27 protein-coding genes and 1 other RNA gene are annotated in these 24,547 nt (G+C 67.3%); 13 read left to right on the top strand and 15 right to left on the bottom strand.

Translation table 11 applies throughout. From position 1 onward, the window contains the following. Positions 1 to 150: 150 nt before the first annotated feature. Positions 151 to 918 carry a PAS domain-containing protein gene (locus tag ACNR9W_RS06355; RefSeq protein WP_419268014.1) on the top strand — a complete coding sequence of 256 codons (768 nt, stop codon included), beginning with the start codon at positions 151 to 153 and terminating at the stop codon, positions 916 to 918. On the opposite strand, the gene ACNR9W_RS06350 is transcribed toward ACNR9W_RS06355, so the two are convergent. From ACNR9W_RS06350 to ACNR9W_RS06310, 9 genes are all read right to left on the bottom strand, one after another. Then, positions 915 to 1,886: a GNAT family N-acetyltransferase gene (locus ACNR9W_RS06350; RefSeq protein ID WP_419268013.1), complete on the bottom strand. Its 972-nt coding sequence runs from the start codon at positions 1,884 to 1,886 to the stop codon at positions 915 to 917. The genes ACNR9W_RS06355 and ACNR9W_RS06350 overlap by 4 nt on opposite strands. A gap of 3 nt (positions 1,887 to 1,889) precedes the next feature. Beyond that, entirely contained in the window at positions 1,890 to 3,059 is a 1,170-nt protein-coding gene (gene rnd, locus ACNR9W_RS06345; protein WP_419268347.1) for a ribonuclease D, read from the bottom strand. A gap of 126 nt (positions 3,060 to 3,185) precedes the next feature. Continuing rightward, the gene (gene mnhG / locus ACNR9W_RS06340; RefSeq protein WP_419268012.1) at positions 3,186 to 3,545 is read right to left on the bottom strand and encodes a monovalent cation/H(+) antiporter subunit G; all 360 of its coding nucleotides are present in this window, start codon (positions 3,543 to 3,545) and stop codon (positions 3,186 to 3,188) included. Beyond that, a complete protein-coding gene (locus tag ACNR9W_RS06335) occupies positions 3,542 to 3,832 on the bottom strand; it encodes a monovalent cation/H+ antiporter complex subunit F (RefSeq protein WP_419268011.1) in 291 nt (96 codons plus the stop codon). The genes mnhG and ACNR9W_RS06335 overlap by 4 nt, the downstream gene beginning before the upstream one ends. 4 nt (positions 3,833 to 3,836) lie before the next feature. Further along, positions 3,837 to 4,313 (bottom strand): Na+/H+ antiporter subunit E, encoded by a 477-nt coding sequence (locus tag ACNR9W_RS06330; RefSeq protein ID WP_419268010.1) that lies wholly within the window; start codon positions 4,311 to 4,313, stop codon positions 3,837 to 3,839. Beyond that, positions 4,310 to 5,809, bottom strand: a complete 1,500-nt coding sequence (locus tag ACNR9W_RS06325; protein WP_419268009.1) for a Na+/H+ antiporter subunit D — start codon at positions 5,807 to 5,809, stop codon at positions 4,310 to 4,312. Before ACNR9W_RS06325 ends, ACNR9W_RS06330 begins: the two co-directional genes overlap by 4 nt. Beyond that, positions 5,806 to 6,180, bottom strand: coding sequence for a Na+/H+ antiporter subunit C (locus ACNR9W_RS06320; RefSeq protein WP_419268008.1), 375 nt, complete (start codon positions 6,178 to 6,180; stop codon positions 5,806 to 5,808). The genes ACNR9W_RS06325 and ACNR9W_RS06320 overlap by 4 nt, the downstream gene beginning before the upstream one ends. A 2-nt stretch (positions 6,181 to 6,182) precedes the next feature. Beyond that, positions 6,183 to 6,602, bottom strand: a complete 420-nt coding sequence (locus ACNR9W_RS06315; RefSeq protein WP_419268007.1) for an MnhB domain-containing protein — start codon at positions 6,600 to 6,602, stop codon at positions 6,183 to 6,185. 1 nt (position 6,603) lies between these two features. Continuing rightward, positions 6,604 to 8,892 carry a putative monovalent cation/H+ antiporter subunit A gene (locus ACNR9W_RS06310; RefSeq protein WP_419268006.1) on the bottom strand — a complete coding sequence of 763 codons (2,289 nt, stop codon included), beginning with the start codon at positions 8,890 to 8,892 and terminating at the stop codon, positions 6,604 to 6,606. A gap of 413 nt (positions 8,893 to 9,305) precedes the next feature. On the opposite strand from ACNR9W_RS06310, the gene ACNR9W_RS06305 reads away from it, so the two are divergent. Then, positions 9,306 to 9,851, top strand: a complete 546-nt coding sequence (locus ACNR9W_RS06305; protein ID WP_419268005.1) for a biotin transporter BioY — start codon at positions 9,306 to 9,308, stop codon at positions 9,849 to 9,851. A 62-nt stretch (positions 9,852 to 9,913) separates the two neighbouring features. Here ACNR9W_RS06305 and ACNR9W_RS06300 read toward each other — a convergent pair whose 3' ends face one another. Beyond that, positions 9,914 to 10,417 (bottom strand): MarR family winged helix-turn-helix transcriptional regulator, encoded by a 504-nt coding sequence (locus tag ACNR9W_RS06300; RefSeq protein ID WP_419268004.1) that lies wholly within the window; start codon positions 10,415 to 10,417, stop codon positions 9,914 to 9,916. A gap of 202 nt (positions 10,418 to 10,619) precedes the next feature. Between ACNR9W_RS06300 and ectA the strand changes: the two genes are divergently transcribed. The 4 genes from ectA to ACNR9W_RS06280 are packed head-to-tail and all read left to right on the top strand — an operon-like array spanning position 10,620 to position 14,359. Next, a complete protein-coding gene (gene ectA, locus ACNR9W_RS06295; protein WP_419268003.1) occupies positions 10,620 to 11,156 on the top strand; it encodes a diaminobutyrate acetyltransferase in 537 nt (178 codons plus the stop codon). A gap of 54 nt (positions 11,157 to 11,210) precedes the next feature. Further along, complete coding sequence (gene ectB, locus ACNR9W_RS06290) at positions 11,211 to 12,530, top strand: diaminobutyrate--2-oxoglutarate transaminase (protein WP_419268002.1); 1,320 nt, start codon at positions 11,211 to 11,213, stop codon at positions 12,528 to 12,530. 5 nt (positions 12,531 to 12,535) lie between these two features. Further along, positions 12,536 to 12,928: an ectoine synthase gene (locus tag ACNR9W_RS06285; protein ID WP_419268001.1), complete on the top strand. Its 393-nt coding sequence runs from the start codon at positions 12,536 to 12,538 to the stop codon at positions 12,926 to 12,928. Positions 12,929 to 12,931: 3 nt separating this feature from the next. Next, positions 12,932 to 14,359, top strand: a complete 1,428-nt coding sequence (locus ACNR9W_RS06280; protein ID WP_419268000.1) for an aspartate kinase — start codon at positions 12,932 to 12,934, stop codon at positions 14,357 to 14,359. A 54-nt stretch (positions 14,360 to 14,413) separates the two neighbouring features. Here ACNR9W_RS06280 and ACNR9W_RS06275 read toward each other — a convergent pair whose 3' ends face one another. Beyond that, positions 14,414 to 14,671 (bottom strand): PepSY domain-containing protein, encoded by a 258-nt coding sequence (locus ACNR9W_RS06275; protein ID WP_419267999.1) that lies wholly within the window; start codon positions 14,669 to 14,671, stop codon positions 14,414 to 14,416. 69 nt (positions 14,672 to 14,740) lie between these two features. Here ACNR9W_RS06275 and ssrA point away from each other — a divergent pair. The 6 genes from ssrA (at position 14,741) to ACNR9W_RS06245 (ending at position 18,548) form a co-directional block, all read left to right on the top strand. Continuing rightward, positions 14,741 to 15,096: a transfer-messenger RNA gene (gene ssrA / locus ACNR9W_RS06270) on the top strand. 86 nt (positions 15,097 to 15,182) lie between these two features. Beyond that, positions 15,183 to 15,659, top strand: coding sequence for an SspB family protein (locus ACNR9W_RS06265; RefSeq protein ID WP_419267998.1), 477 nt, complete (start codon positions 15,183 to 15,185; stop codon positions 15,657 to 15,659). Continuing rightward, complete coding sequence (locus ACNR9W_RS06260; RefSeq protein WP_419267997.1) at positions 15,659 to 16,549, top strand: dihydrodipicolinate synthase family protein; 891 nt, start codon at positions 15,659 to 15,661, stop codon at positions 16,547 to 16,549. Before ACNR9W_RS06265 ends, ACNR9W_RS06260 begins: the two co-directional genes overlap by 1 nt. A gap of 95 nt (positions 16,550 to 16,644) precedes the next feature. After that, complete coding sequence (gene fumC / locus ACNR9W_RS06255) at positions 16,645 to 18,039, top strand: class II fumarate hydratase (protein ID WP_419267996.1); 1,395 nt, start codon at positions 16,645 to 16,647, stop codon at positions 18,037 to 18,039. 85 nt (positions 18,040 to 18,124) lie between these two features. Continuing rightward, positions 18,125 to 18,316, top strand: a complete 192-nt coding sequence (locus tag ACNR9W_RS06250) for a DUF4169 family protein (protein WP_419267995.1) — start codon at positions 18,125 to 18,127, stop codon at positions 18,314 to 18,316. Further along, on the top strand, positions 18,309 to 18,548 hold the full coding sequence (locus ACNR9W_RS06245) for a ribbon-helix-helix domain-containing protein (protein ID WP_419267994.1): 240 nt from the start codon (positions 18,309 to 18,311) through the stop codon (positions 18,546 to 18,548). The genes ACNR9W_RS06250 and ACNR9W_RS06245 overlap by 8 nt, the downstream gene beginning before the upstream one ends. A gap of 10 nt (positions 18,549 to 18,558) precedes the next feature. Here ACNR9W_RS06245 and ACNR9W_RS06240 read toward each other — a convergent pair whose 3' ends face one another. The 4 genes from ACNR9W_RS06240 to ACNR9W_RS06225 all read right to left on the bottom strand — a co-directional run bounded on the left by ACNR9W_RS06240 (position 18,559) and on the right by ACNR9W_RS06225 (position 21,944). Continuing rightward, entirely contained in the window at positions 18,559 to 20,193 is a 1,635-nt protein-coding gene (locus tag ACNR9W_RS06240) for a long-chain fatty acid--CoA ligase (protein WP_419267993.1), read from the bottom strand. 89 nt (positions 20,194 to 20,282) lie between these two features. Further along, a complete protein-coding gene (locus ACNR9W_RS06235) occupies positions 20,283 to 20,666 on the bottom strand; it encodes a PaaI family thioesterase (protein ID WP_419267992.1) in 384 nt (127 codons plus the stop codon). A 16-nt stretch (positions 20,667 to 20,682) separates the two neighbouring features. After that, a complete protein-coding gene (locus tag ACNR9W_RS06230) occupies positions 20,683 to 21,081 on the bottom strand; it encodes a cupin domain-containing protein (RefSeq protein ID WP_419267991.1) in 399 nt (132 codons plus the stop codon). Then, positions 21,078 to 21,944, bottom strand: coding sequence for an NAD(P)-dependent oxidoreductase (locus ACNR9W_RS06225; protein ID WP_419267990.1), 867 nt, complete (start codon positions 21,942 to 21,944; stop codon positions 21,078 to 21,080). The genes ACNR9W_RS06230 and ACNR9W_RS06225 overlap by 4 nt, the downstream gene beginning before the upstream one ends. Before the next feature lie 165 nt (positions 21,945 to 22,109). Between ACNR9W_RS06225 and ACNR9W_RS06220 the strand changes: the two genes are divergently transcribed. Further along, positions 22,110 to 24,527 (top strand): penicillin acylase family protein, encoded by a 2,418-nt coding sequence (locus ACNR9W_RS06220; RefSeq protein WP_419267989.1) that lies wholly within the window; start codon positions 22,110 to 22,112, stop codon positions 24,525 to 24,527. Positions 24,528 to 24,547: the final 20 nt, after the last annotated feature.

The raw sequence follows: 24,547 nt of genomic DNA, 5'->3' as shown, positions 1-24,547 counted from the left end.
CGGCAGGCCGTGACGGTCAAGCCCTGCGACTGCTTCACATCTTAACCATTCATTCAGGAAATGACTCGGCGGGGGCCGACCTTTGCCGTTAAGATATGATAAAGGACGTGGTCGAAGAGGGCCCGTCGGGTTTGACGTAAAGGGTTCGGCATGTCGGATCGTGAAGACGACGTGGGACAAGGTGTGTTGCGCGACATGGGCCGCATCGTGCGCCTGCAGGATTACGAGCCCTGCAGGCCCGACCGCGTCCTGCGCGAACTGCGCGAATACTGGGACGGCATCCGCAACGGCCGCGCGATCCCGGCGCGCACGGATGTGGACCCGCGCGGGATCGCGCGGGCGCTGGACTATGCCTTCATCCTGGAACGCATCGCGCCGGGTGCGGGGCGTCTGCGACTGGCGGGGCGGCACCTGATCGACCTGATGGGGATGGAGGTGCGCGGCATGCCCGTCTGCGCCTTCCTGAACACCAGTTCCCGGGGGCGGTTCTCGGATGTGCTGGAAAGCGTCTTCAAGGCGCCCCAGATCGCGCGGCTGAGCCTGGCCGCCAAGGCGCAGTATGCCCGCCCCGACCTGACGGGCCAGATGCTGCTGCTGCCGCTGCGGTCGGACCTGGGGGACGTGACCCGCGCGCTCGGCTGCCTGGTGGCGGAAGGCGATCCGGGCGTGGCCCCGCGCCGCTTCGACCTGGTGTCGGACGAGGTCATGCCGATCATCGAAGGGGGCACGACGCTGGCGCCATCGCCCTCGACCATCGGGTTTGCCGAAGGTCAGGCGGGCTTTGCCCCGCGCGGCCGCCCTGCCCCCGCGCCCGCCGATCCGGCCCGCGGCTTTCCCCAGGGCGACACGCCGCAGGAGCGCCGGGCGCTGTTCCGGGTGATCCAGCCAACGCCGCCCGAAGGTTCGACCCGCGACTAGGCCCGCAGCGCCGGCCGCCAGCGATAAAGGGCCGCGTCGCCGGGACCGTCGCGGCCCACAGCCTGCAGGACAAGATCCTCGGCTCGCTGAAAGCCCAGGTTCTTCAGGATGTTGCGCGCGGGGATATTGTCCAGGAACACCTCTGCCACGACCTCCTCCGGGGCAAGCCGTGCAACCAGTTCGGCGAAGGCGGCAGCAACCATCTCCTGCCCAAGACCTTGGCGCGCATGGGCGGGATCGATGACAAAAGTCAGGCGCGCGGGCACGTCCGCGCTGAACCCGATCGCGCCGATGACCACCCCGTCGCGACGGGCCATGAGGCGCAAGGGCGGCAAAAGCGCACCTTCGACCAGGTCTGGCTCATCCAGGCCAAAGCCGGCACAGGGCATCATGCACGCCACATCGGGCAGCGCCAGGACGCGATCCAGCGCCGGCCGATCTGCCGCCAGAACCCGGTCGATCCGCAGGCGCGGCGTCTGCAGGCAGATCCCGTGACGGGCCTCGAAACCTGCGCGGCTCAGCGACAGGGACATGGCCCGGACATCCCGCTGCAGCGCGCGGGACCAGCGGCGCACCTCGCCCAAGGGGCGAAAACCCAGCCATGACAACAGGCGGGCGCTGCGGTCGTTGCCGATCAGGTAGTGCGAGGAAATGTCACCGCCGTCCGTCAGGAAGCGCCGCGACAGCGCCAGAACCGCCGCGCGGCGACCAAGGCCCCTGCCCTGCAGGTCCTTGGCGATCCACAGACCGAAACTGGCTCCGGCGCGCACCATGCCCACCAGCCTGCCCTCCAGCCGGACCGCATGTTCATCCACCCCCGCAAGCTGCACGAATTCGCTGGCCGCGGCCACGTCATAGGGCCAAGGAACGGCCGTCAGCCAGCGCACCGTCTCCCAATCCGCCAGCGCAGCCGCGATGGTCTCTGCATCTTCGGGCCAGGCTCTGCTCAGGCTTGGACCGGGCTGCATGGCCTAGCGCGCCGGAACGACCCTGACCGCCCCGCCCTGGGCCGAAAGGGCGATTTCCCCGGCGGCAAGGCGAAGCGCATCATCACCGAAGACCTCGGCTCGCCACCCCTGCAGGGCGGGAAGATTGCGGTCTCCGGTCGCGATGGCATCCAGTTCCGAGGATGAGGCGATCAGCTTGGGCGCCACGCCCGCCGCATCGGCCTTGGCCTTCAGCAGCACGCGCAGCAAATCCGACAGGGCCGCATTGCCGGGCTTGCCCGGCTCTTCGCCCTTGGGCTGGGGCAGGTCCTTGGCCTCGAGGCCCGCCTTGACAGCCGCCATGATGCCGGCCGCAATCTCACCCTTACGGGCCTCGCGCAGCAGCAGCCGCGACCGTGCCAGGTCGGCTTCGGTCAGCGGCTTGGTCGAGGCCAGCTCGATCATCGCGTCATCCTTGAAGACGCGGCTGCGGGGGATGTCGCGTTCCTGCGCATAGGCCTCGCGGAACCGCGCCAGTTCGCGCAGGATCGCCAGGAAGCGGGGCGAATTGGTGCGTGTGCGCACCTTCAGCCAGGCCTCGTCGGGGCGGGTGATATAGGTTTCGGGGTCCTCCAGGACCGCGACCTCCTCGGCCAGCCAGGCCTCGCGCCCGGTCTTGACCAGTTCGGCCGACAGGAATTCATAGATCACCCGCAGATGGGTCACGTCAGCTAGGGCATAGGCTTTTTGCGCATCCGACAGCGGCCGGCGCGACCAGTCGGTGAAGCGCGAGGACTTGTCCAGATTGGCGCGGGCGATCTTGCGCACCAGCGTCTCGTAGCCGACCTGTTCGCCAAAGCCGCAGACCATCGCCGCGACCTGGGTGTCGAACAGCGGCTCGGGGAACAGCCGGGCGTCGTGGTAGAAGATCTCCAGATCCTGGCGCGCCGCGTGAAAGACCTTGACCGTCCCCTTGTGACGGAAGAGGTCGTAGAGCGGCTCCAGCGACAGGCCCTCGGCCAGCGGATCGACCAGGACCGCTTCGCCGCCGTCGGTCTTGGCGGTTGAGGCGGGGGGGACAGCCAGCTGGATCAGGCACAGCTTGGACCAATAGGTCCGCTCGCGCAGAAACTCGGTGTCGACGGTGACGTAGGGGGCGTTCTTGGCGGCTTCGCAAAAGCGGGCAAGATCTTCGGTGCGGGTGATCGCAGGGATGTCGTGGCTCATTCAGCTCTTTCAGATCGGGCGGTTCGTCCGCCAACCGGAATGATCTACGCGGATGTTGATGCTTTGGAAAGACCCGTTCGCACCCTGCCCTGCAGCGCCCTTGCGTCTCTTGCCCTATTCTGGCGCCTTTTCAGGTCCGCGGGCGCGCAGGGCCTCGGCCACGCCCGGTTCGCAGCGCGTGCGGTCGACCATCGGCACGCCGGTCCGAAAGGCCGCACGGCCGATCAGATGGGCCGCCACCGGCGCGGTCAGCAGCAGGAACAGAATGGCCGCGACGGCACGGGCGATGACCGTGCTTTCGGCGAAAGCCACGGCGACGGCCACCAGGATCAGGCCCGATCCCAGCGTGCCCGCCTTGGTCGAGGCATGCATGCGGATCAGAAGATCGGGCAGGCGCAGCACGCCAAGGCCCGCGGCAAAGCAGAAGACCCCGCCCATCACGACCAGAATGGCAACAACCAGTTCAGTGATCATGTCAGCTCCTCCGCCTTCAGCAGGATGCGCCGTTCGAGGTAGCGGGCCAGGCATACGGTAGCCAGAAAGCCGACCAGCGCCAGAACGACCGCAACGTCCAGGAACGCCGCGCTGCCGGCCTGCAGGGCGGCCAGACCGCCAAAGGCCACCAGTTGCACCGTCATCATGTCCAATGCCACGATACGGTCGGCCAAGGTAGGCCCCTTGACCAGGCGGATGGCAGCCAGCGCCACGCCCAAAATGACCAGCGCCAAGGCGAAAAGAACTGCATTTTCCAGAAGGTTCATGACTCTACTCCGTCGCCTCGCGCACCCAGACCTCGAACCGGTCGCGGATCTGCGCCCGGATCGCACCGGGATCGTCCCCGAACATGGCGTGAATATACAGCGTCTTGCGGTCGTCCGACACATCCAGGCTGAGCGTGCCGGGCGTCAGCGAGATGAAATTGGCCAGCAGGGTGATCTGCAGGTCGGTCGTCACGTTCAGCGGCACCGCGATCAGCGCCGGCTTTGAGTTCTGTCCCGGCGTCAGCACATCCCGCAGCACCGAAAACGAACTGACGATCAGCTCATAGACGAACATCACGACCAGCCGCAGCCAGTAATAGAGCCGCATGAAATAGCTGCCGGTGTCGGGAAACAGCGGCCGGACCAGCCACAGCGCCGCAAGGCCGATAAAGAAGCCGGTGATCAGCCCGCCCAGGGTCAGCCCGCCCGTCAGGGCCACCCAGGCCAAGGCCAGCAGCATGTTGATGGCGACGAGGTTCATGGCCGCACCCCCAGGACGGTCGTGACGTAATCGGTCGGGTCCAGCAGCTGCTGGGCCGCGCGCTCGGCGAATTGCACGAAGGGCTCGGGGAAGAGGCCGATGATGCAGGTCAGCGCCGCCAGCGCCACGATCGGCAGCATCAGCGCCACCCGGTCGCCGATGGGCAGGCTGGACAGCCGCGGCTTGATCCCGTCGGGATGGTCGGGCCAGAAGGCCGCGCCCCAGATCTTGGTCATCGAGAAGATCGTCAGCAGGCCCACCGCCAGCGCAAGACCGGCCACGACCCACATTTCGAGGTCCAGAGCCGCCTTGACCACGACGTATTTTGCCCAGAAGCCCGACAGCGGCGGAAAGCCCGCCAGCGAGAATGCCGGGATCAGGAACAGGAAGGCCAGCAGCGGTGCATGGGCGTAAAGCCCGCCGATCCGCGACAGGTCGGTCGATCCGGCGATGCGCTTGGCCACGCCCGCCACGAAGAACAGGTTGGCCTTCACGATGATGTGGTGCACCAGGTAGAAGACCGCGCCCATCAGGCCAAGCGGGGTATAAAGCGCCAGTCCCAGCACCATGTAGCCGATCTGGCTGATGATGTGGAAGGACAGGATCCGGCGGAAGTCGTTCATCGCGGCCGCGCCCAGAACGCCCGTGACCATGGTGATGACCGCCATCCACAGCATGATCGTGTGGGTATATCCGACGTCCTGGTCGAAGATCAGGGTGAAGGTGCGGATCAGCGCATAGACCCCGACCTTGGTCAGCAGGCCGGCAAAGATCGCCGAGACCGCCACCGGCGGCGTGTGATACGAGGCCGGCAGCCAGAAGAACAGCGGGAACAGCGCCGCTTTTACCCCGAAGGCCACCAGGAACATGATCGCGATGGTGGTCAGCAGGCCGGTATTCTCGACCTCGCGCACGGCCAGGTGCAGATCGGCCATGTTCAGCGTCCCGGTCACGCCATAGAGCAGCGCGATCCCGGACAGGAACATGATGGTCGAGACCAGGTTCAGCGTGACATACTTGATGCCGCCGTCCAGCTGCTCGCGCGAGCCGCCCAGCACCAGAAGGCCGAAGCTGGAGATCAGCATGACCTCGAACCAGACATAGAGGTTGAAGAGGTCGCCCGTCAGGAAGGCGCCGCAGACGCCGAACAGCAGCGTCTGCAGCAGCGCGTGAAACCCCAGCCGCTCCAGCCGCGAGGGGATCTCGGACAGGGAGTAGATCACGGTGGCAAGGCCGGTGATGGCGGTGATGACCACCATCACCCCGCCCAGCAGATCGGCCGCCAGCGTGATGCCGAAGGGCGCGGCCCAGTTCGACATCTGGGCGACTACGACGCCCTCCTCCAGCACCTCGGACATGAGCATGCTGCTGGCCAGCAGCAGCGCCACGGTGCCCACGACCGAAATCCAGCGTCCGGCGGGCGTGTTGCGGAACAGGTAGGACAGGACCGCCGTCATCAGCGGAATGATGAGCGGATAGACGGGAAGCCAGCTCATCGGCCGGCCTCCTTGGCATCCGCGGCCGGTTCGGCCACCCGCATCTCGTCGCTGTTGACGGTGCCGAGCGTCATGTAGGTGCGGTAGACCAGCGCCAGCGCAAAAGCCAGCAGCCCGAAGCCGATGACGATGGCGGTCAGCACCAGCGCCTGCGGCAGCGCATTGGCCACCAGCCCGGTCGGGGCATAGGCCCCATCGTCGATCAGCGGCGGCGCCCCGGCCGTCAACCGGCCCGAGCCGAAGATCAGCAGGTTCACCGCATTCGACAGCAGCACCAGGCCAAAGACGAAACGCAGCACGTTGCGGTCCAGCATCAGATAGACCGAGGTGGCGACCAGCACGCCGATGGTGATGGCAAGCAGCAGCTCCATCCTCAGATCTCCTGTTCCAGCGCGAAGACGAGGGTCAGGATTCCGCCGAAGACAGCCATGTAAACTCCGATGTCGAATATCAGCACCGTGGACAGCGGCAGGCCCTTGCCGCCATCCTCGGCAAACAGGAACAGCCACTGGCCGGTCAGGAAGGGCTCGTTGACGAAGCCCGAGGCGAGACCGGCAAGGCCCGCCACCCCGACGCCCAGCATGGCCACATTGGCCGGATCGACACGCAGGGCCGCCTGCGCCTCGCGCACCGAGGTGGCGATGGTATAGAGGATGAAGGCGGTGGCCCCTATCAGCCCGCCGATGAAGCCGCCGCCCGGCAGGTTGTGCCCGCGCAGCAGCGCGTAGACCGAGAAGACCAGCAGCAGCGCCACCAGCAGGCGCGTGGCGGTGGTCAGGATCAGCGACTGCATCTTACATCTCCTCCTTGTCGCGCCGGGCGGGGCCTGCCCCGCGCAGCAGCGCGAAGGCGGCGATGGCGGCCATGACCACCACGGTGATCTCTCCGAAGGTGTCCAGGGCGCGGAAGTCGACCAGGATGACGTTCACGATGTTGCGCCCATGCGCCTCGGGATAGGAGACCGTTTCGAAATAGGTGGTCAGGCGGCGGTCCAGGTCGCCCGCCATGATCGAGACCGCCAGAAAGCTCATGACGATGCCGCTGCCCGCGGCGATCAGCGCATGGCCCGGGCGGAACGAGGCCCGCGAGCGGCGCGGCAGATAGGGCAGCCGCAGCATCACGACGCTGACCAGGACGACGACCAGAACCTCGACCAGCAGCTGCGTGATGGCAACGTCCGGCGCGCTGAACATGATGAAGATCAGCGCCACGCCGATGCCGACCACGCCCATGGCGGCCACGGCCGTCATGCGGCTGTGGGTCCAGACCACCAGCATGGAGCCCGCGCAGATCAGCGCCAGAACCGTCCACTGGATCGGGTGGATGCTGTCGGTCGAAAAGGCGATGCCGGTCACGAAGGCGCCCTGCAGCACATATGTGAGACCGACCAGCACGACGAAGGTCAGGAAAGTCACCGACATGTAGCGCTGCAGGCTGCCGTTCTGGATCAGCGCGGCCTGCCAGGCGGCAAAGCCCTTGAAGCCGTCCAGAAGCCGGTCCCAGCCCGCGTCGAAGTCGATGGGGCTGCGCGCCTCGAAGGCGGTCAGGCGGGCGCGGATCGCCTCGTGCTTGCGATACATCAGCCAGCCGGCCAGAAAGGTCAGCAGCGACAGGATCAGCGCCATGTTCACGCCGCCCCAAAGATACAGATGCACCTCGTGGTCTTCACCCGACACGGCGCGGGTGGCGGGGCCGACGATGTAATGCCCCAGGATGCCCGGCAGCAGGCCGAAGATCAGCGACAGCGCGCCAAGGACCAGCGGCCCGGCCAGCATCGGCCAGGGCCCCTCATGGGCCTGATGCAGGTCGGGCGCCAGCTCTCCGCGGAACGGCTTCAGCGCGACGATGCCGCCCACGACGAACATCATCACCGAAGCGGCAAAGATCATCCCCGTCACCCAGATCGCGGCAAAGCCTTCCAGGCCCAGGCCGGCCTTGTACATGAATTCCTTGCCGATGAAGCCCACCATCGGCGGGATACCCGCCATGCTGATCGCGGCCAGCGCCGCCGCCAGGCCGGTCAGCGGCATCACCTTCCACAGGCCCCGCAGCACGGTGGCATCGCGGGTGCCGGTCGCGTGGTCCACGATGCCGATCATCAGGAACAGCGCCGCCTTGTAGAGCGAATGCACGACCAGGAACGTCATCGCGGCGACGATCGCGTAATGCGTGCCCGCGCCGATGAACATGGTCAGCGTGCCAAGCGCCATCAGCGTCGTATAGGCCAGCACCTGCTTGATGTCCGTCTGGCGCAGCGCCATGACCGAGGCAAAGACCGCCGTCACGCCGCCGAACAGGGTCAGGATCCAGAACCAGGCGCTGGTTTCGCCCAAGGCCGGGTTCATCCGCGCCATCAGGAAGACGCCCGCCTTCACCATCGTGGCGCTGTGCAGATAGGCCGAGACCGGCGTCGGCGCGGCCATGGCATTGGGCAGCCAGAAATGGAACGGCACCTGCGCCGACTTGGTGAAGGCGCCGGCCAGGAACAGCAGCATGATGCCCATGTACCAGGGATGGGCCCGGATCAGGTCGCCCATGGTCAGGATCTGCGACAGTTCGAACGTGCCGGTGACCGTGCCCAGGATGATCATGCCGCCCAGCATCGCCAGGCCGCCCGTTCCGGTGACCAGCAGCGCCTGCAGCGCGGAGCGGCGGGACTTTGCGCTGTTGGCGTGAAAGCCGATCAGCAGGTAGGACGAGATCGTGGTGATCTCCCAGAAGACGAACAGCGCGATCAGGTTGTCGGCCAGGACCAGGCCCAGCATCCCCACCATGAACATCAGCAGGTAACAGACGAAGCGCGGATAATCCGGGTGCTGGCCCAGATAGCGGGCCGAATAGAGCGTGACGGCCGTCCCGATGCCGGTGATCAGCAGGGCGAAGGTCATGCTGAGCCCGTCCAGCAGCACGGACAGCCGGATGTCCAGCGACGGGACCCAGTCGATGCCGCGCACCTGGGGCGCCTCGGCGATCTGCGGCAGAAGGCCGAGGAAGTACAAGAACAACACCGCCGGGACCGCGATCGAGATCCAGCCTGCCGGCCCTCCCATCACGCGATCCACCTTGGGATAGTCGTCAGCCATGTCTCGAACCCCCCATCGCGGCATGCAGTCGGCGCACGCTCTAGCACCCTTTACAGGGGGAAAACAGACGGACTGCGGAGGGAATCGCATAGGGCGGACGGAAAAAAGGCCGCCTTTCCCCCGATTTGAGTGTTCCTGCGGCGGCTGGAGGCATGCCGCCGCCGGATGCCTTATAAAGAAGTCGGGGCTTGGGGTCCTGGCTTGGATCGCGCGGCACTGCCCTGGACTCTGCCGCTTCGCTTGCGACCCTTGGTCGCAGCCTGCGCAAGGCGCGCGGCCGATGGTCATCCGTCCAGCCGCAGGCCGCTCGGCTGGGCGGGACTTGTGCTGCCGGCGCGCTCCGGGACAGGGTGACGCCTTGTCACAGCGGTCACACTGCCCGCGATTCGCCCAAGGATACGAAAGGACATTCCATGTTGCTTGCCTCGGACCCGGCTGCCCGCCACAGCCTTGCCTTCCGGACCGGCCTGACGCTGGCCGCCGCCGCGCTGATCGCGCTTGGCGCCAAGGTGCAGGTGCCGTTCTGGCCTGTGCCCATGACGCTGCAGACGCTGGCCGTGCTGGTCATCGCGGCCGGCCTGGGGCCGCGCCTTGGCCTTGCGGCGATGGGCGCCTATCTTGCGGCCGGACTGGCCGGGCTGCCGGTCTTTGCAGGCTCGCCGGAGCGCGGCATCGGCCTGGCCTACCTGGCGGGTCCGACCACGGGCTTCCTGATGGGCATGGCGCTGGCGATGCTGGTGACGGGACGCCTGGCGCAGCACGGCGGGTTCGGAATGCGCGTGCTGGCCATGCTGGCCGGGACCATCGCGATCTATGTGCCGGGGCTGATCTGGCTGTCGGGATTCGTGCCCTCGGACCGCCTGCTGGCGGCCGGCGTCGCGCCCTTCCTGCTGGGCGACATCGTCAAGATCGCCCTGGGCAGCCTGCTGCTGGAGGCCGGTGCCCGCCTGCGCCGCTGAGCACCATCACTGACACGAACCGGCGGGGTCCCATGCGGGCCCCGTTTTCCATTCTGCGTTCCTCAGCTGTGCCCGCGCCCGATATCCCCCAGCGTCAGGACCGGCGAGGCGTCGATGCCCTGCGCGTTCAGCATCGCGGCCACCCGCTCCAGCGAGGCCACCAGCATCGCCTGTTCCCAATCGTGAAGCGCCCGAAAGCCGGTGACGAACTGCTGCTGCAGCGCATCCGGGGCGCTGCGCAGCGCCTCGGCCCCGGCATCGGTCAGGATCACGTGCAGCTGCCGGCGGTCGGTGACCGACCGCTGTCGCAGCGTCATGCCGAGCTTGTCCAGCTGGTCAACCAATGCCGTGACGGTCGCCTGGCTGACGCCCATCTGGCTGGCCAGTTGCGTGGGCGTCGCGTGATGACCCTCGCGCCCCGACAGGATCTGCAGCACGCGCAGCTTGGCGGGGGTCAGGCGGACAGCCTGTGCCAGGTCGCGCTCGTAATGCTCGGTGGCGCGCAGGATGCGGCGCAGGGCGATCAGGGCGGCGTCGGTCCGGGGGTCGGGGGTTTCCTGTGTCATGGCCCCATCATGCCACCAACGGGGACGCGCGGGCAATGGCAGGGCCTTAGTCCACCAAAAAATCCGCATGGCGAAAGGCCGGCCCATCGCCGGCAGATTTCGCCCCTGAACCTGTTCGGAGCGCCTTTTCTGCCCAGGCGGGTTGATCCTCGGGTGCCGATGGTATACTTAGACAGCCGAAGCAACTGAGGATCAGGAGCCCATGCCAGACAAATTGCAGCACACCGACCGTCTTCGCCAGCCCACCATGCGCCGGCCCCGGCCCACCGATGGCGCCGCCATCTGGAAGCTGGTGCGCAACTGCAGGCCGCTGGACGAGAATTCGATGTACTGCAACCTGGTGCAGGCCGACCATTTCCGCGACACCTGCGTGGTCGCCGAAATGAATGGCGATGTCGTCGGCTGGATTTCCGGCCACCTGATCCCGAACCAGGATGCGCTGTTCATCTGGCAGGTGGCCGTCAGCCCGCAGGCGCGCGGCCTGGGACTGGGGCGCAAAATGCTGATGAACCTGCTGGACCGGGACATCTGCGAGGATGTCACCCGCCTCAACACCACCATCACCCGTGACAACGACGCATCCTGGGCGCTGTTCCGCAGCCTGGCCCGGAACCTGGGCGGCGATCTCGGGGACGACCCGCATTACACGCGGGACCGCCATTTCGACGGGCAGCACGCGACCGAACATATGGTCACCATCACGCTGCCCCGGCAGCAGGATCACGCGCAGGCCGCCTGATCCTTCGCCAGACAAAATAATTCTTTGAACGCACGACGTGCGAAAGGACTTCTCATGCCCAAGGACGTGAACACGCCCTCATCCGCCACGGAAACCACCAACCCGACCGACATTGGCATCTTCCAGCGCCGCGAAAGCGAAGCGCGGTCCTATTGCCGCGGGATCCCGGACCTCTTCACCTCGGCCAGCGGTTCGATCATGCGGGCCGCCGATGGTCGTGAATACATCGATTTCCTAGCCGGCTGCTCCTCGCTGAACTATGGCCACAACGATCCCGACATGAAGGCCGCGCTGATCGACCACATTGCGGGCGACGGAATCGCCCACGGGCTGGATCTGCACACCACCACCAAGGCCGATTTCCTGGGTGCCTTCGAGCGCCACATCCTGGCACCGCGCGGCATGGATCATCGCGTCATGTTCACCGGCCCAACGGGCGCCAATGCAGTCGAGGCGGCGATGAAGATCGCCCGCAAATCCACCGGGCGCACCAATGTCGTGGCCTTCACCAACGGCTTTCATGGCGTGACCATGGGTGCGCTGGCGGCGACCGGCAACGGCTATCACCGCGGCGGCGCCGGGATGGAGACGCAGGGCGTGACCCGCGTGCCCTTCGACGGCTATGCCGAGGGTCTGGACAGCGCCGCGCTGCTAGACCAGATGCTGTCGGACAATTCGGGCGGCATCGACGCGCCGGCGGCGATCATGCTGGAAACGGTGCAGGGCGAAGGTGGGCTGAACGCGGCCTCGACCGAATTCGTCCGCGCCATCGCCGCCATCGCCAAGCGCCACGGCGCGCTGCTGATCCTGGACGACATCCAGGCCGGCTGCGGACGGACCGGGCGGTTCTTTTCCTTCGAGGACATGGGCGTGATGCCCGACCTGGTCCCGATGGCCAAGTCTGTGTCTGGCTTTGGCCTGCCGCTGGCCATGGTCCTGGTCCGGCCCCAGCACGACGTCTTTGGCCCGGCTGAGCATAACGGCACCTTCCGGGGCAACACCCATGCCTTTGTCACGGCCCGCGTCGCGATCGAGAAATTCTGGTCCGGCAAGGGCTTCGAGGTCGAGCTTTCGGACAAGGCCTCGCTGATCGAGGCCCGCCTGAAGGATCTGGCGGCCCTGGTGCCGGGAGCCCAGCTGAAGGGCCGCGGCCTGATGCGCGGCGTGGATGTCGGTTCGGGCGAACTGGCCGGCGCCATCTGCAAGCGCGCCTTCCAGAACGGGCTGATCATCGAGACCTCGGGCAACGAGGATCAGGTCGTCAAGGTTCTGGCGCCGCTGACCACGCCCAAGGACGTGCTGGGCCGTGGCTTTGGCATTCTGCTGGATGCCGCCCGCGATGTCCTTGCCACCACCCAGATCGCTGCGGAGTAACATTCATGATCGTGCGCAACTTTTACGACCTCAAGGACACCGACCGTTCGGTGTCGGACCAGCACTGGAATTCGGTGCGGATGCTGCTGGCCGATGACGGGATGGGATTTTCCTTCCATATCACCACGCTGGCGGCGAATTCGGAACACACGTTCCACTACAAGCACCATTTCGAAAGCGTCTACTGCATTTCGGGCAAGGGTTCGATCACCGACCTGGAAAGCGGCGAGACGCATCAGATCACCCCTGGCGTGATGTATGCGCTGGACCAGCATGACCACCATACCCTGCGCGCCGAGGAGACTCTGGTCATGGCCTGCTGCTTCAACCCGCCCGTCACCGGGACCGAGGTGCATCGCGAAGACGGCAGCTATGCCCCAGCCACCGAGACGGCCTGAGCCATGACCCACGCGACCCATACCGTCGAAAAGATCGGCGGCACCTCGATGTCGCGGGTTCATGAGCTGCGCGACACGCTTCTGGTGTCCGACCCCGCACGCCCCTATGGCCGGATCTTCGTCGTCTCGGCCTTTGGCGGCATCACCAACCTGCTTCTGGAGCACAAGAAATCCGGCGAGCCCGGCGTCTATGCGGCCTTTGCCAGCCGCGAGGAGGATCACGGCTGGCTGGCCGCCCTGGACCGCGCCAGCGACGCCATGATCGCGGCGCACCGCGTCGTGCTGGACCATCCGGGCGACGTGGAACAGGCCGACGGCTTTGTCCGCGACCGTCTGGCCGGCGCGCGGAACTGCCTGATCGACCTGCAGCGGCTGTGTTCGCACGGGCATTTCCGCCTGTCCGAGCACATGCTGCAGACGCGAGAGCTGCTGTCGGGACTGGGCGAGGCCCATTCCGCCTTTGTCACGGCGCTGATGCTGCAGCGGGCCGGGATCTCGGCGCGCTTCGTCGACCTGTCGGGCTGGCGCGACGATGGCGAGGTCTCGCTGGACCAGCGCATCCAGCGCGCCATGCAGGACATCGATCCGCAGACCGAGATGCCCATCGTCACCGGCTATGCCCAGTGCCGCGAGGGGCTGATGCGCGAATTCGACCGAGGCTATTCCGAGGTGACCTTTTCGCGCCTGGCGGCCCTGACCGGCGCGCGCGAGGCGATCATCCACAAGGAATTCCACCTGTCGTCTGCCGATCCGAACCTGGTCGGGGCGGATGCGGTCCGCAAGCTGGGGCGCACGAATTTCGACGTGGCGGACCAGCTGTCGAACCTGGGGATGGAGGCGATCCATCCCAAGGCCGCCAAGACGCTGCGCCAGTCCGGGGTGCCCCTGCGCGTGACCAATGCCTTCGAGCCGCATGATCCGGGCACGCTGATCGACGACCAGCCCGCCACGCGTCCGGCCGTCGAGATCGTCACCGGCCTCGACCTCTTTGCGCTGGAACTGTTCGAACAGGACATGGTGGGCGCCAAAGGCTATGACGCCTTCATCCTCGAGGTGCTGACGCGGCACCAGGTGCGGATCGTCAGCAAGGTCTCGAACGCGAACACGATCACGCATTACGTGGACAGCAGCCTCAAGGTGCTGCGGCGCGTGGAAAAGGACCTGACCGAGCGTTATCCTTCGGCTCAGGTCTCCTCGCGGGCGGTGGCAATGGCGGCCGCCGTCGGGCGCGACCTGTCCGGCCTTTCAGTCCTGTCACGCGGCCTGATGGCATTGGCCAAGGCGGGGCTGGAGGCGATCGGCGCCGCTCAGGGGCCGCGACCGGTGGAGGTCCAGTTCATCGTCGAACGCGAGGCGCTCCCCGCCTCCATCAAGGCCCTTCATGGTGCCTTGGTCGAGGGCCAGGCCGAAGCGCTTCCAAAGGCGGCCTGAGGGCCTCGCGCTTCACGAAAAAGGGGCGGCCCGTCGGGGCCGCCCCTTTTTGCATCACTCCATCGCGTCGCCGGTCATCGGATCCAGGCGCAGCGAAACCTCGCGGTCTTCGGCATTGTGGTACTCGACATCGTAATAGCCGTCGTCGTCCCATTCGATTTCCGAAAAATGGCCCAGATCGCCGCCCAGGTCGGCCTCGGCCTTGGCCAGGATCTCGGACAGCGGCATCGCACCGGCCGGCGGCGCATCCTGGGCAGAGGCGATCACAGGGGACAGGATCAGGCCCAGCGTGGCAAGGGAACGCAGCATCATGGAATTCTCCTTCTTGGCGTGGTGTTCCCCGCCCAACCCGTCGTCCCGCGGCAGGTTCCGTTCCCGCCGCATCTTGCAGGCGGGCGCGGGCTGTCCTATATCTGGGCTGTCCGGAGCAATCCGGACTATGGACATAAACGCGCTCGTAATAAGCGGATCGGACCCGGGGGCGGTACCCGGCGGCTCCACCAGATCACCCTCGTTGGGGGACAATGGGGCCGAAACAGGATCGACGAACGTCTAAAGGGGTTATGCTTTGTCTCGGTGAGCTACCACCGATATCGGTGCAAATTGTACAGTTGCCAACGACAACCGTGCTCCGGTCGCGCTGGCTGCGTAAGCAGTCCGCAAGATCGAAACCTAAGCCCTTGCGCCTAGCAGCGTAAGGCGGGGCCCGCAGGAGCCTGGCAACAGAATCCTGCACCTTCCCCCTCCCATTTCCTCTGCGCTGCCCCCTTTCCTTCGTCGGTCATATGCCTATGCTTGGCGCAAGTCAGGAAAAGGTGACGGCATGGCGCGGTCTGGGTTTGATTACGGTGGAATGATGCATCGCGCGATGCAGGGCTTGATCGCAGAGGTTCTGCGCAAGGTGGCCCGCGAGGGGCTGCCGGGCGAACACCATTTCTTCATCACCTTCGACACGCGCGACGACGGGGTCGAGATGGCCGACTGGCTGCGCGAACGTTATCCCGAAGAGATGACCATCGTCATCCAGCACTGGTTCGACAACCTGGTGATCGAGGATGACCATTTCACCATCACGCTGAACTTCGGCAATTCACCCGAGCCGCTGAAGATCCCCTTCGACGCGCTGCGCACCTTCGTCGATCCTTCGGTCGAGTTCGGCCTGCGCTTCGAGACGCAGGACGGCGATGACGAAGATGAGGACGAGGACGCCGAGTTCGAACTGGACGCCCGCGACGATGACGACGACACGCCCCCTTCGGGTGGTGGCGAGGTCGTGCGCCTGGACCGCTGGCGGAAGTAATGTCCGTCCTGCGGGGCCTGTCGGCCTTTCCGATCACGCCGACGGATGACGCGGGCCAGCCATTGGCGGCCGACATGCGGCGCCTGGTGCTGCGACTGGCGCGGGCGGGCGTGGACAGCATCGGTGTGCTGGGATCGACGGGGGGATATGCCTATCTGACGCCCGAGGGGCGCCGTACCGTTCTTGAAACCGCCTTGGACGCGGCCGGGGGCAAGGTCCCGGTCATCGCGGGCGTGGGCGCCCTGCGCAGCGATGTCTCGGCGGCCCTGGCGCGACATGCCGCCGATGCGGGCGCGGCAGGGCTGCTGCTGGCGCCCATGTCCTACACGCCGCTGACGGATGACGAGGTTTTCCAGCATTTCCGGATGGTGGCGGATGCGTCCGACCTGCCGATCTGCATCTACAACAACCCTTCGACCACGCATTTCCGGTTCGGGCCTGAACTGCTGGCGCGTCTGGGACAGCTGCCCACGGTCACTGCGGTCAAGATGCCCCTGCCCCCGGATGGCGATTTCGCGACCGAGATCGCGCGGCTGCGCGACCTGCTGCCCCCGAATTTCGTCATCGGCTACAGCGGTGACTGGGACTGCCCCGCCGCCCTGCTGCAAGGGGCCGACAGCTGGTTCAGCGTGGCGGCGGGGCTGTGGCCCGACCAGTCGCTGGCGCTGGCCTGTGCCGCGCGCGCCGGTGACCGGGCCGGCACCCTGCGCTGGCAGGCCCGGTTCCAGCCCCTGTGGCAGCTGTTCCAGGCCCATGGCAGCCTGCGGGTCGTACATGCGGCCGCCCGCCTGATGGACCTGACCGAGGCGCTGCCGCCGCGCCCGATCCTGCCGCTGGCGCAGGACCTGAGCCCGCAGCTGCAGGCGGCGATCCGGGCGCTGGATGCCTGAAACCGCCATGTTGGCGTTAGCATACCGTTGCATACGAATTGCGCCCGGCCACGGCTGCCGCTAAACCCTCCACGAAACCGTGAGGGAGCGACCCGATGACCAAGACCCGCACCGAAACCGACAGCTTTGGCCCGCTGGAAGTTGACGCCAGCAAATACTGGGGCGCGCAGACGCAGCGTTCGATCATGAACTTTCCGATCGGATGGGAGCGCCAGCCGGTCCCGATCATCCGGGCACTGGGCGCAATCAAGTTGGCCGCCGCGCGCGTGAACCGCGCCTCGGGCGACCTGCCCGGCGATCTGGCCGATGCGATGGAACAGGCCGCGACCGAGGTGTTCCAAGGCAAATTCGACGACAACTTTCCGCTGGTGGTCTGGCAGACGGGGTCGGGCACGCAGTCGAACATGAACGCCAACGAGGTGATCTCGAACCGCGCGATCGAGATCATGGGCGGAGAGATGGGGTCCAAGAAGCCCGTCCACCCCAACGACCACTGCAACATGGGCCAGTCCTCGAACGACACCTTCCCGACTGCGATGCACGTGGCCATCGCCATGCAGGCGCGCGACGTGCTGCTGCCGGGCCTGGACAAGCTGGCCGCCGCGCTGGAGGCCAAGTCCGACGAGTTCAAGGACATCATCAAGATCGGCCGCACCCATACGCAGGACGCGACGCCGCTGACCCTGGGCCAAGAGTTCGGCGGCTATGCCCATCAGGTCCGCAAGGGGATCGAGCGCGTCAAGGCCTGCCTGCCCGACATTTATGAACTGGCCCAAGGCGGCACCGCCGTCGGCACCGGCCTGAACACCAAGAAAGGCTGGGACACGGCCATCGCGGCCGAGATCGCCAAGATCACCGACCTGCCCTTTGTCACCGCGCCGAACAAGTTCGAGGCGCTGGCCGCCCATGACGCGATGGTCATGTTCTCGGGCGCGCTGAAGACGGTGGCCGGATCGCTGTTCAAGATCGCCAACGACATGCGCCTTCTAGGCTCCGGCCCCCGTTCGGGCCTGGGCGAGCTGATCCTGCCGGAAAACGAGCCGGGCAGCTCGATCATGCCGGGCAAGGTGAACCCGACCCAGGCCGAGGCCCTGACCATGGTCTGCGCGCATGTCATGGGCAATGACGCAGCCGTGGGCTTTGCCGGATCGCAGGGTCATTTCGAGCTGAACGTCTATAACCCGATGATGTCCTACAACGTGCTGCAGTCGATGCAGCTGCTGGGCGATGCGGCCAGCAGCTTCACCGACAACATGGTGGTCGGCACGCAGGCCAACACCGCCCGGATCGAGAAGCTGATGAAGGAATCGCTGATGCTGGTCACGGCGCTGGCGCCCACCATCGGCTATGACAACGCGACCAAGGTGGCCAAGACCGCGCACAAGAACGGCACCACCCTGCGCGAAGAGGCGATTGCCCTGGGCTTTGTCGATGGTGAGACCTTTGACCGGGTCGTCCGCCCCGAGGACATGATCAGCCCCAAGGGCTGACGCATCCTCATCCGGACTTGACCGGACCGGGCCGGGGCGCGTTAGATTGCGCCCCGGCCCTTTTCACGCCAGGCAGAGGCATGCCATGACCACGATCGTCAATCTGCGCCAGGCCCGAAAGCAGCGCGACCGCGACGCCCGGCGGGCCACGGCCGATGCGAATGCCGCAAGGCACGGAGAGACCAAGGCCCTGCGACAGCTGCGCGAGGCCGAGGCTGACCTTGCAAGCCGTAGGCTGGACGGACACCGGGCCGCGCCGGACGGATCGGATGATTGAGCTGCCGCCGATGACCGCGCCGATCAAGCGGTCGGTCACCATCGACGGGCACCGCACCTCGGTCTCGCTGGAGGATCCGTTCTGGAAGGCGCTGGCCTCCGAGGCGGCGGCGCGGGGCATGACCCGCGCCAGCCTGATCGGCCAGATCGACCACGCCCGCCCGCCCGAGGTCGGGCTGGCCACCGCCCTGCGGCTGTTCGTGATGGACGCGCTGCAGAACCCGAAGGGCTGAGCCCCGCCCGTCAGGCGTCGCGCAGATCCGGCAGCACGTGATCGGCAAAGCGCTGGCGCAGGGTCAGCTTGCTGATCTTGCCGGTGGCTGTCAGGGGCATCTCGTCGACCAGGACCAGGTCGTCGGGCAGCTGCCAACCGGCCAGGTGCGGGCGCAGCAACTCGTGGATCTCGCCCAGGGTCGGCGCCTCATCGGCCGCCGGCTTGACCACCAGCAGCGGACGTTCATCCCATTTGGGATGGGGCAGCGCGATGACCGCGCATTGGGCCACCTTCGGATGGGCCACGGCCAGGTTCTCGACATCGATCGAGCTGATCCACTCGCCCCCGGACTTGATCAGGTCCTTGGACCGGTCGCGCAGCGTCAGCATCCCCTCGGGGCTGATCGAGGCGATGTCGCCGGTTCCGAACCATCCTTCGGCGTCCAGCGCCCTGGCGCTTGCCTCGGGGTTCTCGAAATAGCCCGCCGTGACGGTGTTGCCGCGCACGAACAGCTCGCCCATCGCGCGCCCGTCATGCGGCTGGCGGAGGCCGGCATCGTCGACGATCTTCATTTCCACCCCGAAGACACGCCGCCCCTGCCCCTGCTTCAGCGACATGCGCTGATCAAAGGGCAGCGCCCGCTGTTCCGGCGTCAGCGACCCTTGGCTGCCCAGGGGGGATGTCTCGGTCATGCCCCAGGCGTGGTTCACGTCGATTCCCAGCTTTTCGAAGCCCTCGATCAGGCTGCGGGGCATGGCGCTGCCGCCGACGACGATGTGGCGCAGGGCTGCGGGCTTGGCGCCGCGCGTCCTGATCTCGGCCAGAAGGCCCTGCCAGATCGTGGGAACGCCCCAGGCGCTCTCGACGCGCTCGGCCTCGCACAGGTCCCACAGGCTGGCCCCGTCCAGATGCGGCCCCGGCATCACCAGGCTGGCCCCGATCAGCGGCGCGGTGAAGGGCAGGCCCCAGGCATTGACGTGAAACAGCGGCACCACCGGCAGGATGCGCGGCTGCGGACCTAGGTCCGGCCCCAGAACCGCCGCCGTCGCCAGCGCGTGCAGCATGTTCGAGCGGTGGGAATAGAGCGTGCCCTTGGGATCGCCCGTGGTTCCGGATGTATAGCACAGCCCCGAGGCGGTCGTTTCCGGAAAGTCGGGCCAGGCCCGGTCGGTCGGGTGGCCCTGCAGCATCTCCTCGTAGCAGAGTGCATCCAGCGCGGTCTCAGGCATATGCGCGCGGTCGGTCATCACCACATAGCGCATCGGTGGCAGTTGGTCTTGCAACCGCTCCAGCAGCGGCACGAAGGTCAGGTCCGTGAAGATCAGCCGGTCGCCGGCATGGTGCGCGATGAAGCACATCTGTTCGGCCGACAGGCGCGGGTTGATCGTGTGGCAGATCGCACTGATGGCGGGGACCGCGTGATAGACCTCCAGGTGGCGGTGGCCGTTCCAGGCTAGGGTCGCGACCCGGTCGCCGGGCTGCACGCCCAGCGCCTCGAGCGCCTGGGACAGCTGCACGGCGCGCGCCCGCGTCGCGGCCCAACCCTGGCGATGAAGATCGCCCTCGACCCGGCGCGAGACGATCTCGGCGGCCGGAAAGCTCTCTGCGGCGTAATCCAGAAGCCCGCTTTGCAGCAGCGGTCGGTGCATCATCAGGCCGTCCATCCGGTCCTCCCTGTTCCGACCCGCATGATGGCCGGATCGGCGCACGGATCAAGCGCGATCGCCACCATGTGCCGCAAGGTCGGAACGGATCAGCGGGCGTTGATATGGGTCGAGGTCAGGTCCAGAAGCACCCGCCCCTCGGTGTCCCGCACCTCGGTCCGCACGGTCGAGACGCGCCGCCCGCGCTTGACCCATCGGGCCCGGGCGAACAGCTGGCCGTCGCTGCGGTTGCCCAGCAGCTGCGCGTTCAGCGTCATGGCCACCGGAAAGCTGTCCATGCCCTCCTCGACCTGCTCTCCGCCCAAGACCAGGTTCGTGGCGATCACGTCGGCGAACCAGACCAGCGCGCCGGCATGGATGGTGCCGAAAGGGTTCAGGATGCCCGCCGTCACGGTCATCTCGCCCTGGGCCTCCTGATCGCTGACGCCCGTGATGTCCATTTCGATCTGCCCGTGCAGGGTATGCTCGGCCATGCCGCGCCCTCCTTCCTTAGGATGCCGGCCCTGATCCGAAGACCGGATCAAGGTCCCATTTCGGCAGCGGGCAGGGAATGCCCCCGCCCGTCTGAATGTCGGGCTCGACCCCGCCCGGATAGGCGCCCACCACCTGGAAATCCTCCGAGGCCGCCAGACGACAATGCGCCAGCCCCGCCGGGATCACAATGACATCGCCGGGGCCGACCACGACGTCATCGCCATCCTCGCCCCCCAGGCGCAGGACGGCGCTGCCCCGGTGGCAACCCAGAACCTCGTGCGTGGTGGCGTGGTAATGGTGCCAGTCATAGACGCCGCCCGACCAGGATCCGCTCCAGCCGTTCCGGGCAAAGCGGTCGGTGAACCAGCTGGCCGTCGGCGCGGCCGTCACGGCGCGGTGGACGACCGGCGTCACCGGTTCATCCGCGCGATCAGGGACGACGTGTCCCAGCGGCCGCCGCCCATCTGCTGGACCTCCTTGTAGAACTGGTCCACCAGCGCGGTCACCGGCATCAGCGCGCCCACCTCGTCCCCGGCAGCCAGGCAGATGGCCAGGTCCTTGCGCATCCAGTCCACCGCAAAGCCGTGTTCGAAATGGCCCTGCGCCATGGTCTTGTGGCGGTTCACCATCTGCCAGCTGCCGGCGGCGCCCTGGCTGATGACTTCGACCACCTGCTCGACATCCAGGCCCGCCTTCTGCGCGAAGGCCAGCGACTCCGACAGCCCCTGGACCAGTCCCGCGATGGCGATCTGGTTGCACATCTTGGTCACCTGCCCGGCCCCGACATCCCCCATGCGCTTGCAGATCCGGGCATAGGCGTCGATGACCGGCGCGGCGCGGTCGTAATCGGCTAGGGTGCCGCCGCACATGACCGACAGTTGGCCGTTTTCGGCCCCCGCCTGCCCGCCCGAGACCGGCGCATCGACATAGCCCAGCCCGGCCTCGCGCGCCGCAGCCGCAAGCTCGCGCGTGACGCTGGCCGAGACGGTCGTGTGGTCGACAAAGACCGACCCCGGCGACATGCCGGCAAAGGCGCCCTCAGGGCCCAGACAGACCTGCCGCAGATCGTCGTCATTGCCCACGCAGGCCATCACGAATTCCGCAGCCTCGGCGGCAGCCCGCGGCGTCGGCGCGCTGCGGCCACGCCCGTCCTTGGTCCAGGCCTCGGCCTTGGCGCTGCTGCGGTTATAGACCACGACCTCATGCCCGGCCGCCGCCAGATGGCCCGCCATGGGAAACCCCATCACCCCAAGCCCCAGAAATGCCGTTCTTGCCACATCGTCCTCCTGCCCCTGCCGCCGCCCCTCGGGTCCCCCTGCCGGCGGCGGAAGCCCGCCGACGCGTTGAACTGGCCGCGCGCCTGTCATATGCAGCACACCATCACCCACGCGCAGCCTGGTCAAGCCGTGCCGCGCCAGAACCGCCCAAGGACCCCGCCCCACATGCTGACCATGTTTCGCTGGCTTCTGCGGCTGACCATCGGGTTGATCGTCCTGATCGTGCTGTCGGCGGCGCTGATCTGGTATTTCGCGGTTCGGTCGCTGCCCGATTACAACGCCAGCTACCGGGTCCAGGGCATCTCGGGCCCGGTCGAGATCGTGCGCTCGACCGAGAACGTGCCCCATATCTTTGGCGACAGCGACACCGACGTGTTCTTTGCCCTGGGTCTTGCCCATGCCCAGGACCGGCTGTTCCAGATGACCCTGCTGCGGCGTGCGGCCCAAGGCCGCCTGTCCGAGATCCACGGCCCCCGCGCCCTGGCCGCGGACGACCTGGCGCGTCGGCTTGGCCTTTACCGCAACGGGCAGGCGTCACTGGAGGTGCAGGATGCGGCGACCCGTGCGGCACTGAATGCCTATGCCTCAGGCGTCAACGAGTGGATCCGCATCGTCAACGAGGGCGCGATGGGCCGCGGCGCGCCCGAGTTCTTCCTGTTCCCTGACGTGATCGCCTTTTGGCAGCCGGCCGATTCGATGGCCATCCTGAAGCTGCTGGCCGCCAGCAGCTCGAACGCCGCCGCGGAGGAGATCCTGCGCGCCCGCCTGTCGCTGTCTTGGCCGGAGCATGGCCCCGAGATCCTGGCGCGCGCCGGAATCCCCGGCAACCTGCCCGCCTATGCCGCGCTGTTTCCCGGTGCCCGCCTGGGCATGCCCGAACGCAGCTTTGATCCGCAGGCGGTGCCCATGCCCCTGGGCTTCCTGGCGCCGGGTCCGCAGATTGGCGGCAATGCCTTTGCCGCGGCGCCCCAGCGCACGGCGGCGGATGCATCGCTCTTGGCCAGCGACCTGCACGTGCCGCTGACGACGCCCTCGCTTTATTATCTCGCCCGGCTGGAACTGGGCAGCGGCGGCGTCATCGGCGCGACGATCCCGGGCCTGCCGCTGGTCCTGTCGGGCCGCTCGCCCGGCCTGTCCTGGGGGGTGACGCCCGCATCCATCGACGACGCCGATATCGCCATCGAGGAGGTCCAGCCGGGCAATCCGGACCGCTATCGCGGGCCACAGGGCTGGACCAGCTTCCAGACCCGGACCGAGGTCATCCGCGTGCTGGACGGCCCGAACCAGACCGTGACCCTGCGCGACACGCTGAACGGCCCGGTGGTGCCGGGCCTTGACCCCGGGCTGCGGGACGTGACCCCGATCGGACATGTGGCGACGCTGCGCTGGACCGGATCGTCGCGGCAGGACACCACCATGACCGCCCTGATGGGCCTGATGCGCGCGAGCACCGCCGAAGAGGCCGCGCGGGCCCTGACGGGCGTCGTCGCGCCCGCCCTGCACGTGGCGCTGGCAGATCAGGCGCGGGTCAGCCACCTGGACGCGGGCGCCGCGCCCGAGCGGCGGGCCGATCATCCGACCGCAGGCGCCCTGCCCAGCCCGGGCTGGCTGCCCGAAACCGCCTGGCAGGGGGCCAGATCCCTGGCGGCGGCCCCGAAGCGGCCCCAAAGCGGCATCAGCATCTTGACCGAGGAGGCGCCCGACGGTGGCATCCGCCGCGGCCGGCTCGACCGCCTGCTGGGTGACCGCGAGGTGCATTCCCGCGACAGCTTCATCGCCGCGCAGTTGGACGTCGTCGGCCCGGCGGCCCGGGGCCTGCTGCCGCTGGTGGGCGCGAACCTGTGGTTCAACGGCGATCCCGCCGCGCCCGGCACGCCCGAACGCCAGCGCCAGGACGCGCTCGCGCTGCTGGCGGAATGGGACGGCGCCATGAACGAGCACCTGCCCGAACCGGTGATCTACGCGGCCTGGATGTCGGCGCTGCAGGATCGTCTGATCCGCGATGAGCTGGGGCCGCTGGCGGACGACCTGGTGCATCTGCAGCCGCGCTTCATCGACGCCGTCTTCCGCAACCGCGCCGGCGCGGCGCGCTGGTGCGACATCGTGCAGAGCGCCGCGACCGAAGATTGCGCGACCATTGCCCGGCAGGCGCTGGACCGCGCGATCCTGGACCTGTCGGCGCATTTCGGCCCCGACGTGACCAGCTGGCGGTGGGGCAACATGCACCAGGCGCGGCACCTGCATCCCGGCCTGGGCGATCTGCCGGCGCTCGGCTGGATCATGAACATCACCCAGTCCATCTCGGGGGGCGACTTCACCGTGGCCCGCAGCGGCCTGTTCGGCGGCGCGGCCGATCCTTACCAGGCGGTGAACGGTGCGGGCTTTCGCGGGGTCTATGACCTGGCCGATCCCGACAGTTCGGTCTTCATCATCTCGACCGGCCAGTCAGGGCACCCTCTGTCGCGCCATTACGATGATTTGGCGGGCCTCTGGCGGCGGGGCGAATATATCGGCATGTCGCTGGACCCGGACCTGGCGCGCGCCGCCGCCGTCGGCATCACCACCCTGACCCCCGCCGACTGAGGGCCCAACTGAAACAGGGG

Origin of the sequence: Paracoccus sp. T5 (assembly GCF_048538155.2) — a bacterium.
Taxonomy (GTDB): Bacteria; Pseudomonadota; Alphaproteobacteria; order Rhodobacterales; family Rhodobacteraceae; genus Paracoccus.
This window is presented reverse-complemented; position numbering and strand designations above follow the sequence as displayed.

Coding starts and splice junctions, on each gene's coding strand:
- ACNR9W_RS06300 (WP_419268004.1), bottom strand. CDS start 10,417: ATGACACAGGAAACCCCCGACCCCCGGACCGACGCCGCCCTGATCGCC.
- ACNR9W_RS06285 (WP_419268001.1), top strand. CDS start 12,536: ATGATCGTGCGCAACTTTTACGACCTCAAGGACACCGACCGTTCGGTG.
- ACNR9W_RS06265 (WP_419267998.1), top strand. CDS start 15,183: ATGGCGCGGTCTGGGTTTGATTACGGTGGAATGATGCATCGCGCGATG.
- ACNR9W_RS06280 (WP_419268000.1), top strand. CDS start 12,932: ATGACCCACGCGACCCATACCGTCGAAAAGATCGGCGGCACCTCGATG.
- ACNR9W_RS06310 (WP_419268006.1), bottom strand. CDS start 8,892: ATGGCTGACGACTATCCCAAGGTGGATCGCGTGATGGGAGGGCCGGCA.
- ectB (WP_419268002.1), top strand. CDS start 11,211: ATGCCCAAGGACGTGAACACGCCCTCATCCGCCACGGAAACCACCAAC.
- ACNR9W_RS06325 (WP_419268009.1), bottom strand. CDS start 5,809: ATGAGCTGGCTTCCCGTCTATCCGCTCATCATTCCGCTGATGACGGCG.
- ACNR9W_RS06330 (WP_419268010.1), bottom strand. CDS start 4,313: ATGAACCTCGTCGCCATCAACATGCTGCTGGCCTTGGCCTGGGTGGCC.
- ACNR9W_RS06335 (WP_419268011.1), bottom strand. CDS start 3,832: ATGAACCTTCTGGAAAATGCAGTTCTTTTCGCCTTGGCGCTGGTCATT.
- ACNR9W_RS06260 (WP_419267997.1), top strand. CDS start 15,659: ATGTCCGTCCTGCGGGGCCTGTCGGCCTTTCCGATCACGCCGACGGAT.
- ACNR9W_RS06320 (WP_419268008.1), bottom strand. CDS start 6,180: ATGGAGCTGCTGCTTGCCATCACCATCGGCGTGCTGGTCGCCACCTCG.
- ACNR9W_RS06220 (WP_419267989.1), top strand. CDS start 22,110: ATGCTGACCATGTTTCGCTGGCTTCTGCGGCTGACCATCGGGTTGATC.
- ACNR9W_RS06315 (WP_419268007.1), bottom strand. CDS start 6,602: ATGCAGTCGCTGATCCTGACCACCGCCACGCGCCTGCTGGTGGCGCTG.
- ACNR9W_RS06355 (WP_419268014.1), top strand. CDS start 151: ATGTCGGATCGTGAAGACGACGTGGGACAAGGTGTGTTGCGCGACATG.
- ACNR9W_RS06235 (WP_419267992.1), bottom strand. CDS start 20,666: ATGGCCGAGCATACCCTGCACGGGCAGATCGAAATGGACATCACGGGC.
- ectA (WP_419268003.1), top strand. CDS start 10,620: ATGCCAGACAAATTGCAGCACACCGACCGTCTTCGCCAGCCCACCATG.
- ACNR9W_RS06275 (WP_419267999.1), bottom strand. CDS start 14,671: ATGATGCTGCGTTCCCTTGCCACGCTGGGCCTGATCCTGTCCCCTGTG.
- mnhG (WP_419268012.1), bottom strand. CDS start 3,545: ATGATCACTGAACTGGTTGTTGCCATTCTGGTCGTGATGGGCGGGGTC.
- ACNR9W_RS06350 (WP_419268013.1), bottom strand. CDS start 1,886: ATGCAGCCCGGTCCAAGCCTGAGCAGAGCCTGGCCCGAAGATGCAGAG.
- ACNR9W_RS06245 (WP_419267994.1), top strand. CDS start 18,309: ATGATTGAGCTGCCGCCGATGACCGCGCCGATCAAGCGGTCGGTCACC.
- ACNR9W_RS06240 (WP_419267993.1), bottom strand. CDS start 20,193: ATGGACGGCCTGATGATGCACCGACCGCTGCTGCAAAGCGGGCTTCTG.
- ACNR9W_RS06305 (WP_419268005.1), top strand. CDS start 9,306: ATGTTGCTTGCCTCGGACCCGGCTGCCCGCCACAGCCTTGCCTTCCGG.
- ACNR9W_RS06250 (WP_419267995.1), top strand. CDS start 18,125: ATGACCACGATCGTCAATCTGCGCCAGGCCCGAAAGCAGCGCGACCGC.
- fumC (WP_419267996.1), top strand. CDS start 16,645: ATGACCAAGACCCGCACCGAAACCGACAGCTTTGGCCCGCTGGAAGTT.